This is a genomic window from Celeribacter marinus, from assembly GCF_965656515.1.
In the GTDB taxonomy this organism is placed as follows: domain Bacteria; phylum Pseudomonadota; class Alphaproteobacteria; order Rhodobacterales; family Rhodobacteraceae; genus Celeribacter; species Celeribacter marinus_D.
Map to the genome: position 1 here is coordinate 18758 of NZ_CBFHKW010000026.1, position 13841 is coordinate 32598.

The window sequence follows — 13841 nt, forward strand, 5'->3', positions numbered from 1 at the left end:
CATGTGTCTTTCCGCGTCTCGTGTTGCTCGTTTTTCTCGCCTCGCGGTCGTCTGTCTGCTCGCGATGCCCGCTCAGGCGCAATCATTGGGGACACTTGACGCTTTGGGCGAAGCGTTGTTTTTTGATGTGGGTTTGTCCAAAAACCGCACCCAATCATGCGCCTCGTGCCATGATCCCGATCACGGATTTGCTGATCCGCGTGGAGCGGCCTCGATTGGCGATGATGGTGTCTCATTGGGCGATCGCAACGCGCCAACGGTGACCTATGCGGCCCTTATTCCGGCGTTTCATAAGAACAAAGATGATCGGTGGATCGGTGGTCAGTTTCATGATGGGCGGGCGGCAACGTTGGAGCAACAAGCGGGCGGGCCGCCCCTAAACCCCATAGAAATGGGGATGCCTGATGCGGCGTCTGTCGTCGCGCGTTTGCGCGAAAAGGCGCAATACGCCGTGGCGTTTGAGCGTGAATTTGGCGCGGGCGTTTTGGATGACGTCGAGACGGGGTATGAGGCGATGACGGTCGCAATCGCTGCCTTTGAGCGCCGTGATAGTTTTGCGCCATTTGATAGCAAATATGACCGGTATGTGCGCGGTGAGGCCGAGTTGACGCGCGAAGAGTTGCTGGGCGAGACACTTTTCTTTTCGCAACAATTCACCAATTGTAACTTGTGTCATCAGCTTCATATGCGACCCGGATCGGAGCGCGAGACATTTTCCAATTATGACTATTTCAACATTGGTGTGCCCAATAACACCGATTTACGCGCGCTAAACGGCGTAAAGTTGGACAAATCGGACAACGGGCTGTCCGATAACCCGTTGGCCACTGCGCCCGAAAATTTTGGGAAGTTCAAGGTTCCAACCCTGCGCAATGTCGCCGTCACTGGCCCCTATATGCACAACGGGGTGTTCGCGGATCTGCGTACCGTGGTGTTGTTTTACAATCGCTACAATTCAAACTCTGCCGCACGTCAGATCAATCCCGAGACGGGCAAGGTGTTTGGCCCGATCCCCGTGCCCCAAACACTCGCCTCCGCCGAATTGACAGAGGGTGATGCGTTGAAAGACGTCGAAATTGACGCGCTTGTGGCCTTTATGAAAACGCTTACGGATGCGCGGTTTGAGCCATTGCTCATCGACTAGGGCTTAAATTGTACATTCATTAAACGTCCGTCCCCACCACATGCGCAGTCGCGGCGCGGGCCTTGTGCATATTCGCGTGAACTGCAGACTTTCTTTCGCATTTTATTTGGTATACCAAAATTAAAATGACTCACGCGCCGCGTGGGGTATGGCGCGCTGGGAGGAGCCTTCATGTCCGATTTAATCTTTGCCGATAGTCTGTCCCGTTTGGGAACCGAGAGTGCATTTATGGTCTTGGCGCGCGCGGGGAAACTCGCCGCTCAAGGCCGTGATATTATCAATTTGGGCATCGGTCAGCCCGACTTTCAGACCCCTGAACACATCGTTGAGGCGGGGATCAAAGCCCTCAAAGACGGTCATCACGGCTACACACCCGCCAACGGTTTGCCCGTCTTGCGCGAGGCCGTGGCCGCGGATTTGAACCGTCGTCACGGTGTTGAAGTCAATCCCGACAACGTGGTTGTCGTGCCTGGCGGCAAGCCCACGATGTTCTTTGCGGTGCTGATGTTTGGTCAGCCCGGGACCGAAATCATGTATCCCAACCCCGGCTTTCCGATCTACGAAAGTGTGATCAAATACTCTGGTGCGACGCCCGTGCCGATCGCGCTCGAGGAAAAGAACGGCTTTACGTTCGATGCCGATGATGTCTTGTCGAAAATCACGGATAAGACGCGGTTGATCATTATCAACAGTCCTGCAAATCCGACCGGCGGCGTGACGCCAAAAGAGGAAATCGACAAACTCGTCGCGGGCCTCATGGATCATCCTCATGTCGCGTTGTTGTCCGATGAGATCTATTCGCAGATGCTATATGGCGGGCGCGAACACGTGTCTTTGCTGCAATATCCCGAAATCCGTGACCGTTTGATCGTGCTCGATGGTTGGTCTAAAACCTACGCGATGACAGGGTGGCGGTTGGGCTATGCCGTCTGGCCAGATGCGGCGGTGGATCACGTCACACGGCTGTGTATCAACGACCATTCTTGCGTGAACGCCTCCGCACAATACGCGGGTCTTGCTGCGCTGACCGGACCGCAAAATGCGGTGACCGACATGGTGGCGCAGTTTGATAAACGGCGTCAGGCGATTGTCTCCATGCTCAACGACCTGCCGGGTGTGCGATGCGCCGATGCAGCGGGCGCGTTTTACGCCTTTCCAAATATCGAGGGCACGGGCCTGTCGTCGATGGAGGCGCAAAACAGATTTCTCGATGAGGCGGGGGTCGCGACCGTGTCCGGAACCAGCTTTGGCGCATGGGGAGAGGGCTATCTGCGGTTCTCCTATGCAAACTCACTCGACAATATAGAAGAGGCCATTTCGCGCATTCGCAAGCTGCTTTGACGGCGAAATAGACTTTATAATTGCACAAATCGAACATTCCTTCCGAAAGGATGACACATGACTGATACATCACTTCTGATCATTGGCGCGGCCTTCACCGCCGAGGAACGCAGCCGCCTTGAAACCGCCCATCCGGCGCTGTTTGCCGCGTCATTCACGGAGGTGGCCGCGTTGGACTCTGCGACGCGCGCGTCCATTAAAGCGGTGGCATTCAAAGGTCACGATGCCTTTAGTGGCGCAAATATGGACCTCGTTCCAAACCTTGGCCTAATCGCCAATTTCGGGGTTGGCTATGACGCGATCGATGTCGATGCGGCGGACGCGCGCGGGATCAAGGTCACCAATACGCCAGACGTGCTCAATGACGATGTGGCCGATCTGACCGTTGGTATGATGCTGGCGTACTCGCGCAATCTGGTTGCCGGTCATCAATGGGTCATGGACGGCACATGGGCCACGGGCAAAGCGCTCCCGCTCAACCGTAAAATGTCGGGCGACACGGTTGGGATCGTCGGCATGGGCCGTATTGGCCGCGACATCGCGGATCGTTTGGCGGCGTTCAAAATGGACATTCATTACCATGCGCGGTCTGAAAAACAGACACCGGGCTGGACCTATCACGCCGATGTGGTCGACATGGCAAAGGCCGTTGATTGGCTGGTGATCGCGATTGTCGGCGGCGAGGCCACCCGCAATTATGTAGGCAAAGACGTGCTTGCGGCTCTTGGCCCACGCGGTGTTATCGTCAACATCTCTCGCGGAACAACCGTGGATGAGGCGGCGCTTTTGGACGCGCTCGAGGCCAAAACCATCGAGGGGGCCGCTCTTGATGTGTTCCTTGACGAACCGACGATTGATCCGCGGTTTCTCAACCTCGACAATGTGCATCTTCAGCCGCACCAAGGGTCGGGAACCGTTGAAACCCGCCGTGCAATGGCCGAGCTACAACTCGCCAATATCACGGCATTTTTGGGTGGAGAAGCCCTTGTAACCCCCGTGAACTAAGGACCACATCATGTCGATGGATCGTATCGCCAACCCGTTCAAACGTGCCATTCTCGCAGGCCAACAGCAAGTTGGCTTGTGGAACACAATCCGCGATCCCTACATTGGCGAGATGCTCGCGGGGACGGGGTACGACTGGATTTTGATCGACTGTGAACACACCCCGCGCGATCTGGATAACGTGTTGCAGATGATGCAAGCCATGGGGCGTTCAAACACCGCGCCAGTTGTGCGCGTGACGCATATGGACGCCGCAGAGATCAAACGCGTGCTGGATATCGGGGCGCAAAACATCCTCGTGCCCTACGTCCGTGATGTGGACGAAGCGGAGGCCGCGGCGCAATCGGTGGCGTACCCGCCGCGCGGCATTCGCGGCATGGGGGGGGCGACACGCGCCAATCTGTTTGGCGAGGTTGACGGATATTTTGCCAAGGCACGTGATGAGATTTGCCTCATGGTGCAGGTGGAAACCAAAGAGGCCTTGGACGATTTGGAGGCCATCGCCGCCGTGGACGGGATCGACGCGATTTTCATCGGTCCTGCGGATCTGGCGGCCTCTATGGGCTATCCGGGTCAGCTTGATCATCCGGTGGTGGTTGAGGCGGTTACAAGCGGTCTCAAACGCATTCGCGCGGCTGGAAAACCGGCGGGCTTTTTGTCGGTGGATCAAACCATGCTTGATCTCGCAGTGGCGGCGGGCAGCGTGTTCACCGCCATTGATATCGATAGCTTGCTGTTGAAAAAGGCCGTGACATCGCGTTTGTCTGATGTTCAAAAATGGAAAAAGGGCTAAGGAAAACACCCTAGCCCTTTGATTTTGTAGTCTGATCTAGATCAAAGCCGCGCGCTACAGCGCGGCTTTGTCGTCTGCGATAAAGTGGCGGATATTGTCCTCAAAGCTCTCGTCAGCCTCAAGGCCAAGTGAGAGTGCCTTGTCCGCGTGAATATCAAACCGCCAGCCTTTGACGATGTCCCACACTGCGGGCTGCTCTTCGAACTTGATCAATGTTTCCGCCTGCGGGCCTGCCACGGCCGTCATGGCGTCGATCATTTGACCGATGGTCCATGTGCGTCCGGGCATGGTCATGGCGCGGTTTTGTCCGATATCCTCGGCCTTTACTTCGGCGCCTTTGATCAGGTTTTCGATGCACTTGCGCGGGCTGAGGTAGTAGTGCGGGAATTCGCGCCCCACCGGACACACGGCCTCTTGACCCTGAAGCGGCTCGCGAAAGATCGACGACATAAAACCGGAGGCTGCACGGTTGGGCTTACCAGGACGTACCGAAATCGTTGGCAGGCGAAAGGCACGCCCGTCGATAAAGCCTTTGCGCGAATAGTCGTTGATCAGTAACTCACCCATTGCCTTTTGCGCGCCGTAGGACGTCTGTGGGTTGAGGTATGAATTGTCGGTGATCGGGTCGGGTACATCGCCACCAAATACGGCGATGGACGAGGTGAACACCACGGTGGGTTTGTGACCTAGGGCGCGCACACGTTCAAGCACGTTGCGAATCCCGAACATGTTGATGTCATAGCCCAGCTCGAACTCTTCCTCGGCTTGGCCCGAGACGATGGCGGCGAGCAGGTAAATCACGTCCGTATCCGCGTCCACCAACTTGGCCACGGACGCGGTATCAGTGATATCGCAAGTCACGCGCTCAACGGTGAAATCGGCCGCAACGGGGGCGGGATCAACCACATCCGCCAAGACCAGCGTGTCGATGGTTTGGCCTTTGAGCGTGCCGCGTGCAGCCAGTTCTTTTGCGAGCTTCTGGCCGACGAGACCGCCGCCACCGATGATGCAAATTTTCATGTTTTCAGTCCCTTAGATGAGGTCGCGCGCCGCAAGGTTGCGCATGAAGGCCCCCGCGCCAAAGGTCCAATGCGGACAATCGGGCGACAGGCGCACAGTGTTGGTCAGTGTGCCAAGGTTTGGCTCGGAGATTTCGACAGTATCGCCCACGTGGTGTGTGAACCCTTGTCCTTTGGCATCGCGGTCTTTGATCGGTGCGAAGAGCGTGCCAAGAAAAAGGAAAAACCCGTCGGGGTATTGGTGGTGCGGTCCACAGGTTTGGCGCGCCAGATCGGCGGGCGCGCGCGAGATTTTGGTCATGGAGCTATGCCCGTCCATCACAAACCCGTCTTCGCCTGTCACTTTCAGTGTCAATTCGGCCGTCTCCACATCGCTCATGGAATAGGTCGCGTCAAACAGGCGCACGAATGGACCGATAGAGCACGAGGCATTGTTGTCCTTGGCCTTGCCAAGCAACAAGGCGGAACGCCCCTCGACATCGCGCAGGTTCACGTCATTGCCAAGGGTTGCCCCCTTGATCTCGCCGCGTGCATTCACGGCCAGAACGATCTCCGGCTCGGGGTTGTTCCATTTCGACACGGGGTGCAGGCCCACACAGGCGCCACACCCCACAGAGGAGAGCGGCTGACCCTTGGTGAATACTTCCGCGTCTGGGCCAATGCCCACTTCGAGGTATTGCGACCAAAGCCCTTCGGCTTGTAGGATTTTCTTGACCTCCATGGCCTTGTCCGAGCCGGGGACAATGCCCGACAAACTGTCGCCAATGCGCGCGGCCACACGGGCGCGAATGGCCGCAGCCGCGTCCAGATCTCCCGCCGCTTGTTCTTCGATCACGCGCTCAACCATGCTTTCGGCAAAGGTCACACCACAGGCTTTCACGGCCTGTAAATCGCAGGGCGCAAGCAGGCGCAGCGCATCTTGATCCGCGCTCTCAACGGAGCGCTCGGACAACTCGGCAAGCGTGCATACGTCCTCACCCTGTGCCGATGCCACATACCCCGCAGGGTCATCCATATCGAGCAGGTCGCGCATGGTGGGGGCGGTTTTGGAGGTGATGTCGACGACCATATCGCCGCGCAGTGTAACAAGACACGGTCCGATGCCTTCGCGCCAGATACGTCCAACAAAGGTGGCGTTGGGGGCATGATTGGAAAGGGGAAGCATGGTGGCTCCTTTATGCGAAAAAGCTTGAGAAAAGCGCAAGCAAGACAACCATCAACATGGCCGCAGCCATGGCATAATTGATACGGCGTTGCGCGCGTGTGGAAAGGTTGAGCCTATGCAGTGAGGCACCCGCATAGGCCCACCCAAGGTGAATAGGCAGCCAGATCGCGTACATGATGGCGAGTTTCATCGCGACCTCAAAAGTGTAGTTGTCGGGTGCAAACGAAAAGCCGGAAAAGAGCGCGGTGTTCACGGCGTAGGCTTTGGGGTTGATGACTTGTAGCATAATCCCCGCGCCGACCCCGGGTCCGCGCTTGCTTTGCATGAACGCGATTTTGGCACCCGCGAACGCGATTTTAGCGGCCAGATAGAACAGATAGGCCAATGACGCGGCCATAAGGACCGTGCGGATTGCAGGGTTGGCGAGGATCACAGCCGCCAGTCCCGAAATGACCGCTGCGCCGACGATGTTGGAGCCGATGAACAGCCCGATCAGGTAGCGCGTGGCCTGACGAAACCCGAAGGCCGAGCCAACGCCAGCCGCTGATAAAACACCGGGGCCGGGCGTGACAATGAGGAAAAAGACCGCAGCCGCGAACGTCAGCATCAGCCAAACACCAGTTGGACTTTCATCGCTTTTTCGCGATCCGTTGCGGTGTCAAACGCCTCTTGGAACTGCTCAAGCGGGAAGGCGTGCGTGATCAGTGGCGTCACGTCGATCAGCTTTTGCTGCATCAGGGAAATCGCCGTTGCGAATTCGGGATGAAAGCGGAACGAGCCTTTGAGGGCGAGTTCTTTGACAGTGATTTGTTGCATCGGCAGGGTCATATCGCCCGACATGCCGACCTGAACAATCACGCCTTTGGGGCGGATCGCGGGGATCGCACCCGCCAATGCCACCTGCGCGCCCGAACATTCAAACAGCACATCGAGTGTGCCTTTGCCCGCGCCATAGACCGCAAGCCCGTCCGAATGGGTCATGGTGTTCACCGTCACATTCGCACCCGCGTTGCGCGCGAATTCAAGTCCACGGTCCGAGATGTCTGTGGCGATAATGTCAGCCGCACCCGCGCGGCGCGCCGCAAGGATGGTGAGCAACCCGATCGGGCCACATCCCGTCACCAACACGCGTTTGCCCAAGAGATCGCCCGCTTGGTGCAGGGCGTGCAAAACAACGGCCAAAGGTTCGGCGGTGGCGGCTTCGGCGGGCGTTAGTCCCTCGGCTTTCACGCATTGGCTTTGCATCGCGATAATCTCTTCGCGAAATGCGCCTTGGATATGGGGAAATGGCATCGCGGAGCCGTAAAAGCGCATGTTGGCGCAATGATTGGCGTTGCCGCGTGCGCATTCCTCGCATGCGCCGCACGGGCGCGAGGGCGATACGGCGACCAGATCGCCCACGGCCAAACCGTCCACGCCCTCTCCGATTGCGGTGACGTGCCCAGAGACTTCGTGACCCAAAACCATCGGTTCGCGCAAACGTACCGTGCCGAATCCCCCATGCAAAAAGTAGTGCAAATCAGAGCCGCAAATGCCGCCACGTGCCATTTTAATGCGTACTTCGCCCGCTTGTGGATCATCAATATCGCATGATCCCAACTGTAAATCGCGGGGTCCGTGGGCATAAAGCGCCTTCATTGGGGTGTCCTCCCAGACAGTCATGTGCGTTGCTATTTGCAACGCTCCAAAAATGGTATACCAAAATATCAACGCGATTTCGGCCTCGATTGTCAATGGGCCGCGCAGTGCATTTTTGGAGGACCCATGCAGCTATTCGATCTCACAGGCAAACGCGCACTCATCACCGGATCATCCATGGGAATTGGCTATGCTTTGGCCAAAGGTCTGGCGCAGGCGGGGGCGCATTTGGTCTTGAATGCGCGTAACGCCGAGCGCCTCGAGGAGGCTGCGACCAAGCTGCGCGGTGAGGGGTTTACGGTCGATACGCTTGCCTTTGACGTGACGGACGCCGACGCCGCATTGACCGCCGTAGATGCCTATGAGGCCGAACATGGCGCGATTGATATCCTCGTGAATAACGCAGGGATGCAGCACCGCGCCGCCCTCGAAGAGTTCCCCGCCGATGCCTTTGACACGCTGATGCGCACCAATGTGAATTCGGTGTTCTACGTGTCCAAAGCCGTGGCGCGGCACATGATCAAACGCGGTGCGGGCCGCATCATCAACATCGCGTCCGTCCAATCCGCCCTCGCGCGTCCCTCGATTGCGCCCTACACCGCGTCCAAGGGGGCCGTCACCAACCTGACAAAGGGCATGGCGACCGATTGGGCCAAGCACGGGTTGAACTGTAACGCTATCGCACCGGGGTATTTCGACACGCCGCTCAACGCCGCACTTGTGGCCGATGCGGATTTCTCCGCATGGCTCGAAAAACGCACACCCGCTGGTCGCTGGGGACGGGTAGAGGAACTCGTGGGGGCTGCTATCTTCTTGTCATCGCCCGCGTCTACTTTTGTGAACGGCCATACGCTGTTCGTGGATGGCGGCATTACGGCAAGCCTATAAAAATATCTTTGGGAGGAGATCACAATGACAGACAAACCAACCGTTGGGTTCATCGGCGTCGGCTTTATGGGTCACGGCATGGCCAAGAACATCTTGCAAGGCGGTTATCCGCTGTGGGTGAAGGGCAATCGCAACCGCACGCCGATCGATAGCCTTGTCGGCATGGGGGCCACGGAGGCAAAGACGCCGCGCGAAATGGCCGAAAACTGTGATGTGATTCACATCTGCCTGTCCAACTCGCCACAGGTCGAGGCGGTGTTTCACGGTCCCGATGGCATCCTTGCGGGGATGCGCGCGGGCCTGACCGTGATCGACACAACCACGGCTGATCCGACCTCGACGGAGGCGCTTGCGGCGGCTTTGGCCGAGAAGGGCGGCGTGATGATCGATGCGCCATTGGGGCGCACACCGAAAGAGGCCGAGGCTGGCACGCTTGACGCCATGGTCGGCGCGCCCGACGCGGATTTTGCGCGGGTTTTGCCCATTATTGAATGTTGGGCTGGCACCATCAACCATGTCGGCCCAACGGGTGCGGGTCATAAGATGAAGCTGCTGATGAACTTCACCTCTATGGGGTACGCGTCTTTGTATGCCGAGGCGTTGGCGGTCGCGACCAAAGCGGGGATCTCGCCCAATACCTACGCCAAAGTGATCGGCGATAGCCGCCTGTCGAACGGGTTCTTTGACACGTTCATGGCCTATGCCATCGGGCGCGATGCGGAAATTCACAAGTTTTCTATCGCCAATGCGACCAAAGACTTGCGTTATTTCAATGCGATGGCGTCAGAAGCGGGGGCAGTTAACGTCATGGCCTCTGCGGCCAAGCATTATTTCACCCATGCCGAAGCGATTGGCAAAGGTGAGGATTTCATCATCACGCTGTCGGATATTGTGGGCGATCTTAACGGGTTGAACATGGCCGACGAAGTGGCCAAGGGCAAAGCCTAAGCCTTTCATCTGTCAAACAAAACGGGCCGTAGGGGTAATCCTGCGGCCCGTCTTTTATTGTGATCGCGTCTGTGAGGCCCGCGCCGTTTTATGGCAACTGGCGCGTGCGCCATGTGAGTTTGGTGTAGGCAAGTCCGCTTGCCGTTGAGGTGCACGCCGTTTTTTGACGCAAGACGTCCTCGCTCGTGACGCCCTCGCGCAACTGGTTCAACTCTTCCATGCGGTCACATTGCACCAAGGCGGACAATAGGTCGTATTTCACTTCGATACCGGCGATGGCGGCAATTTCGGGCGGAGCGCTGGCGTTGACCTGCGCCATGCGGGCGCTGATGCCCTCGGACCACATGTCCTTGGCCTGTGTAAAACACAGCGCCGCAGAGGCTCCCATGTCTTGGGGAAATTCGACACACTCAGAATGCGCCAGCTCAACACAGGCGGTCGGAACCGTGCCATTGGTCGCGGCGGTCTCGATGCAGGTGTCGATCTCGGCAAGGGTGGCACCGGCCCAAAGGGGTAGGGCGATCAGGCTCGCACATACGGCCAGTCCCAGTGTCGTGCGTGTCGTGTATGTCATAGCGTTCTCCGAGGGGGCCGTTTCACACAATAACGGGTGAAAACGGCGGAAATAATTTTGGTATACCAAAATCTTCTTGTCTTGGTATACCAAATCAGACCATCTTTAACCGCGCAGGTAAACACAAGAATCGTTGATCTGCGCAGTCTTGAATTCTCATGCCTTCGGGGAGGAACGCATGTCGCACGATACCCGCGCCAATAAACAATTCCGCAGTCAGGAGTGGTTTGATAATCCCAACAATCCAGGGATGACAGCACTTTATCTGGAGCGCTATCTCAATCAGGCCTTCACGCGCGAGGAATTGCAGGCGGGCAAGCCGATCATCGGTATTGCGAACTCCGGGTCCGATCTGAGCCCGTGCAACAAAATCCACGTGTTCCTCATGGACCGGATCAAGGCGGGCATCCGTGACGCAGGCGGTATTCCGATGGAATTCCCTGTGCATCCAATATTCGAGAATGCCAAACGCCCCACGGCGGCGCTTGACCGTAACTTGGCCTATCTGGGCCTTGTGGAATTGCTCTACGGCTACCCGATTGACGCGGTGGTGATGACCACGGGCTGTGACAAAACCACGCCTTCGCAACTGATGGCCGCCTGCACGATGGACATCCCCGCGATTGGTCTCAATGGCGGTCCGATGCTCGACGGTCATTGGAAGGGCAAGCTTGTCGGCTCTGGCACCGTGATCTGGGAAAGCCGCCGTTTGTTGGCAGATGGTAAAATCGGCTGGGACGAATTTATGGACCGCGCTTGTGCGTCTGCGCCGTCGCTTGGCCATTGTAATTCCATGGGAACGGCCTCGACGATGAACGCGATGGCCGAAGCGCTTGGCATGACCCTGACGGGAAATTCTGCGATCCCTGCGCCGTTTCAAGAACGCATGGGCATGGCCTATAAAACCGGTCAGCGCATTGTCGAAATGGCTTACGCGGACCTCAAACCCTCCGACATTTTGACCCGCGAAAGCTTTGAGAACGCGATCCGTGTGTGTTCGGCCATCGGCGGATCGACCAATGCGCCGCCGCATCTACAGGCCATTGCGCGCCATGCTGGCATTGAGTTTGATGTCAAAGACTGGGAAACCGTAGGCTACGACATTCCCCTGATCGTCAATATGCAGCCTGCGGGCGAATATCTTGGAGAGGCGTTTTACCGCGCGGGCGGCGTGCCTGCGGTGATGGCCGAACTCAACGGTGCGGGCAAATTGCACGCAGATGCGATGAGTGCCACGGGCAAAACCATGGGCGAGAACTTAGACGGGGTGGAGGTCACAGACCGCCGCGTGATCTTTGCCTATGACAAACCGATGCGCGAAAAGGCGGGGTTCCTTGTGCTTTCGGGCAACCTGTTCGACAGCGCCTTGATGAAATCATCCGTGATCTCCGATGACTTCCGCGACCGCTTTCTCAAGGACGGGATTTACGAGGCCCGCGCTATCGTATTTGAAGGCCCCGAGGATTATCACGAACGGATCAATGATCCCGCGCTCGACATCGACGAGACCTGTATGCTGTTCATCCGCAATGTCGGCTGTGTCGGCTATCCCGGATCCGCGGAGGTGGTCAATATGCAGCCGCCTGACGCGATGATCCGCGCAGGGATCAACCACATGCCGACCGTGGGTGATGGTCGCCAGTCCGGCACATCCGAAAGCCCCTCCGTGCTCAACGCCTCGCCCGAGGCGGTTGTGGGCGGCGGATTGGCCTATCTTAAGACGGGCGACATGGTGCGGCTTGATCTCAATACATCCTCGATGAACGCGCTTGTGGACGCCGCCGAATGGGAGGCCCGCAAAGCGGCGTGGACACCGCCCGTCATCGAAAGCCACACCCCGTGGCAAGAAATCTACCGACAGCATGTCGGACAACTGGCCCAAGGCGGCTGTCTCGAACTTGCTACAGCGTATCAACGCGTGGCCAAGAACCTTCCAAGGGATAATCACTAATGACAAAATCTATCATCATCACAGGCGGTGCGCGTGGCATCGGTAAAGCCACTGCAAACGCATTTCTCGCCGCAGGGTGGCGCGTTGGCATCGTCGGGCGCACGGCCGCTTCCGTCAAAGAAATGGCAGACAGCCACGAAAACGCATTGGCTATTCCCGCCGATGTCACGGACGAGACCCAAGTCGAAGAGGCGTTCGAAACCGCGTACCAGACATGGGGCCGCGTCGATGCGCTGTTTAACAACGCGGGCGTGTCGATGTCTGGCGGAATGATCGACGAGGCCAATGTTGACGACATTCGCAACCTCATCAACATCAACGTCATGGGTTCGTTCATCGCGGCACGCGCCGCATTCGGCATTATGCGCCGTCAAAATCCCCAAGGCGGGCGTATCATCAACAACGGGTCGATCTCGGCCTCTGTGCCGCGTTGGGGCTCGGCACCCTATACCGCGTCCAAACACGCAATCACGGGCCTGACACGCTCACTCTCGCTCGACGGGCGCGCGTTTGACATTGCGTGTGGGCAAATCGATATCGGTAACGCCATGTCCGATATGGCGGCGCAAATGACCGCAGGCGTGCCGCAAGCGGATGGATCGATCGCAATCGAGCCAGTGATGGACGTGAACCATGTCGCCAATTCTGTGCTTCAGATGGCGACTTTGCCCCTTGAAGTGAATGTGCAGTTCATGACCGTGATGGCGACAAAAATGCCTTATATCGGACGCGGCTAACGCGGCCCGACACCAGTTACCTCCCGAGAAAGGGGCGGGTCACACATCAGTGGCCCGTCCCTTTTTTGCAAGAGGCTCTAGGGCCGCAACACCGCCTTTTTCACGCGTTCGCGGTTCCAGATGTAGAGGCCCGATCCGATGATGATCAAGGCGCCAACCAGTGTCCACACCGTCGGCAAAGACCCGAACACCAGATAGCCCACAATCGTGGCGGATATCAGTTGCGTATAGATCATCGGCGACAAGACCGAGGCATCCGCAAACCGGTTGGCGGTTGTCACAAACACATGCCCCATCATCCCGAAGGTGCCAATGAGGCCCATCACGATCCATCCCGAACTGTCATGTGGCCAGATCCAGTGTTGAACCGCGAGGGGGAACAAGATGAGCGTGGCCAATCCGCTCGACCACAATTGCATGGTGGAATTGGCCTCTTCGCCCGCGATCATCCGCGTCATGATGTAATAGAACGAGGCGGACAACAGCGCGCCCAGTGACAAAACCACAGCCCAGTGGAAATCCGCGCCCCATGGCTGCACCACGATCAAGACACCGATGAACCCGACCCCAACGGCCAGAACACGGCGCAATCCGACCTTTTCGCCCAAAAACGGTATCGCCAAGAGTGTGACGACCAT

Annotated in this window: 14 protein-coding genes; 8 read left to right on the top strand and 6 right to left on the bottom strand. The window is 57.7% G+C overall.

Annotated features, from left to right (window positions below):
- The first annotated feature begins 64 nt into the window (after window positions 1–64).
- The 4 genes from ACTG34_RS07720 (at window position 65) to ACTG34_RS07735 (ending at window position 4283) form a co-directional block, all read left to right on the top strand.
- On the top strand, window positions 65–1144 hold the full coding sequence (locus tag ACTG34_RS07720; RefSeq protein ID WP_439104387.1) for a cytochrome-c peroxidase: 1080 nt from the start codon (window positions 65–67) through the stop codon (window positions 1142–1144).
- 171 nt (window positions 1145–1315) lie between these two features.
- Window positions 1316–2485 carry a pyridoxal phosphate-dependent aminotransferase gene (locus ACTG34_RS07725; RefSeq protein ID WP_439104376.1) on the top strand — a complete coding sequence of 390 codons (1170 nt, stop codon included), beginning with the start codon at window positions 1316–1318 and terminating at the stop codon, window positions 2483–2485.
- A gap of 57 nt (window positions 2486–2542) precedes the next feature.
- Window positions 2543–3490, top strand: a complete 948-nt coding sequence (locus ACTG34_RS07730) for a 2-hydroxyacid dehydrogenase (RefSeq protein ID WP_439104377.1) — start codon at window positions 2543–2545, stop codon at window positions 3488–3490.
- Window positions 3491–3500: 10 nt separating this feature from the next.
- Window positions 3501–4283 (top strand): HpcH/HpaI aldolase family protein, encoded by a 783-nt coding sequence (locus ACTG34_RS07735; RefSeq protein WP_439104378.1) that lies wholly within the window; start codon window positions 3501–3503, stop codon window positions 4281–4283.
- Window positions 4284–4337: 54 nt separating this feature from the next.
- On the opposite strand, the gene denD is transcribed toward ACTG34_RS07735, so the two are convergent.
- Genes denD through ACTG34_RS07755 form a run of 4 tightly spaced genes read right to left on the bottom strand, consistent with a single transcriptional unit; the run spans window position 4338 to window position 8105 of the window.
- Complete coding sequence (gene denD, locus ACTG34_RS07740; RefSeq protein ID WP_439104379.1) at window positions 4338–5303, bottom strand: D-erythronate dehydrogenase; 966 nt, start codon at window positions 5301–5303, stop codon at window positions 4338–4340.
- Between the two features lie 12 nt (window positions 5304–5315).
- Window positions 5316–6467 carry a fumarylacetoacetate hydrolase family protein gene (locus ACTG34_RS07745; RefSeq protein ID WP_439104380.1) on the bottom strand — a complete coding sequence of 384 codons (1152 nt, stop codon included), beginning with the start codon at window positions 6465–6467 and terminating at the stop codon, window positions 5316–5318.
- 10 nt (window positions 6468–6477) lie between these two features.
- Window positions 6478–7074, bottom strand: coding sequence for a LysE family translocator (locus ACTG34_RS07750; RefSeq protein ID WP_439104381.1), 597 nt, complete (start codon window positions 7072–7074; stop codon window positions 6478–6480).
- Window positions 7074–8105 (bottom strand): L-idonate 5-dehydrogenase, encoded by a 1032-nt coding sequence (locus ACTG34_RS07755; protein ID WP_439104388.1) that lies wholly within the window; start codon window positions 8103–8105, stop codon window positions 7074–7076. The genes ACTG34_RS07750 and ACTG34_RS07755 overlap by 1 nt, the downstream gene beginning before the upstream one ends.
- Window positions 8106–8231: 126 nt before the next feature.
- Here ACTG34_RS07755 and ACTG34_RS07760 point away from each other — a divergent pair, with 126 nt between their 5' ends.
- Complete coding sequence (locus ACTG34_RS07760; protein WP_439104382.1) at window positions 8232–8993, top strand: SDR family oxidoreductase; 762 nt, start codon at window positions 8232–8234, stop codon at window positions 8991–8993.
- Window positions 8994–9017: 24 nt separating this feature from the next.
- Complete coding sequence (locus tag ACTG34_RS07765; RefSeq protein ID WP_439104383.1) at window positions 9018–9941, top strand: NAD(P)-dependent oxidoreductase; 924 nt, start codon at window positions 9018–9020, stop codon at window positions 9939–9941.
- A gap of 88 nt (window positions 9942–10029) precedes the next feature.
- Here ACTG34_RS07765 and ACTG34_RS07770 read toward each other — a convergent pair whose 3' ends face one another.
- Complete coding sequence (locus tag ACTG34_RS07770) at window positions 10030–10515, bottom strand: hypothetical protein (protein ID WP_439104384.1); 486 nt, start codon at window positions 10513–10515, stop codon at window positions 10030–10032.
- 178 nt (window positions 10516–10693) lie between these two features.
- Between ACTG34_RS07770 and ACTG34_RS07775 the strand changes: the two genes are divergently transcribed.
- A complete protein-coding gene (locus tag ACTG34_RS07775; RefSeq protein ID WP_439104385.1) occupies window positions 10694–12466 on the top strand; it encodes an IlvD/Edd family dehydratase in 1773 nt (590 codons plus the stop codon).
- Entirely contained in the window at window positions 12466–13203 is a 738-nt protein-coding gene (locus tag ACTG34_RS07780; protein WP_062218950.1) for an SDR family oxidoreductase, read from the top strand. Before ACTG34_RS07775 ends, ACTG34_RS07780 begins: the two co-directional genes overlap by 1 nt.
- A 77-nt stretch (window positions 13204–13280) precedes the next feature.
- Here the strand turns inward: ACTG34_RS07780 and ACTG34_RS07785 are convergent.
- On the bottom strand, window positions 13281–13841 hold a 561-nt coding region (locus tag ACTG34_RS07785; protein WP_439104386.1), incomplete at its 5' end, for a DMT family transporter.

Bases quoted from the DNA above. Each gene is read 5' to 3' on its own strand.
- ACTG34_RS07720 (WP_439104387.1), top strand. From the start codon at position 65: ATGCCCGCTCAGGCGCAATCATTGGGGACACTTGACGCTTTGGGCGAA.
- ACTG34_RS07725 (WP_439104376.1), top strand. From the start codon at position 1,316: ATGTCCGATTTAATCTTTGCCGATAGTCTGTCCCGTTTGGGAACCGAG.
- ACTG34_RS07730 (WP_439104377.1), top strand. From the start codon at position 2,543: ATGACTGATACATCACTTCTGATCATTGGCGCGGCCTTCACCGCCGAG.
- ACTG34_RS07735 (WP_439104378.1), top strand. From the start codon at position 3,501: ATGTCGATGGATCGTATCGCCAACCCGTTCAAACGTGCCATTCTCGCA.
- denD (WP_439104379.1), bottom strand. From the start codon at position 5,303: ATGAAAATTTGCATCATCGGTGGCGGCGGTCTCGTCGGCCAGAAGCTC.
- ACTG34_RS07745 (WP_439104380.1), bottom strand. From the start codon at position 6,467: ATGCTTCCCCTTTCCAATCATGCCCCCAACGCCACCTTTGTTGGACGT.
- ACTG34_RS07750 (WP_439104381.1), bottom strand. From the start codon at position 7,074: ATGCTGACGTTCGCGGCTGCGGTCTTTTTCCTCATTGTCACGCCCGGC.
- ACTG34_RS07755 (WP_439104388.1), bottom strand. From the start codon at position 8,105: ATGAAGGCGCTTTATGCCCACGGACCCCGCGATTTACAGTTGGGATCA.
- ACTG34_RS07760 (WP_439104382.1), top strand. From the start codon at position 8,232: ATGCAGCTATTCGATCTCACAGGCAAACGCGCACTCATCACCGGATCA.
- ACTG34_RS07765 (WP_439104383.1), top strand. From the start codon at position 9,018: ATGACAGACAAACCAACCGTTGGGTTCATCGGCGTCGGCTTTATGGGT.
- ACTG34_RS07770 (WP_439104384.1), bottom strand. From the start codon at position 10,515: ATGACATACACGACACGCACGACACTGGGACTGGCCGTATGTGCGAGC.
- ACTG34_RS07775 (WP_439104385.1), top strand. From the start codon at position 10,694: ATGTCGCACGATACCCGCGCCAATAAACAATTCCGCAGTCAGGAGTGG.
- ACTG34_RS07780 (WP_062218950.1), top strand. From the start codon at position 12,466: ATGACAAAATCTATCATCATCACAGGCGGTGCGCGTGGCATCGGTAAA.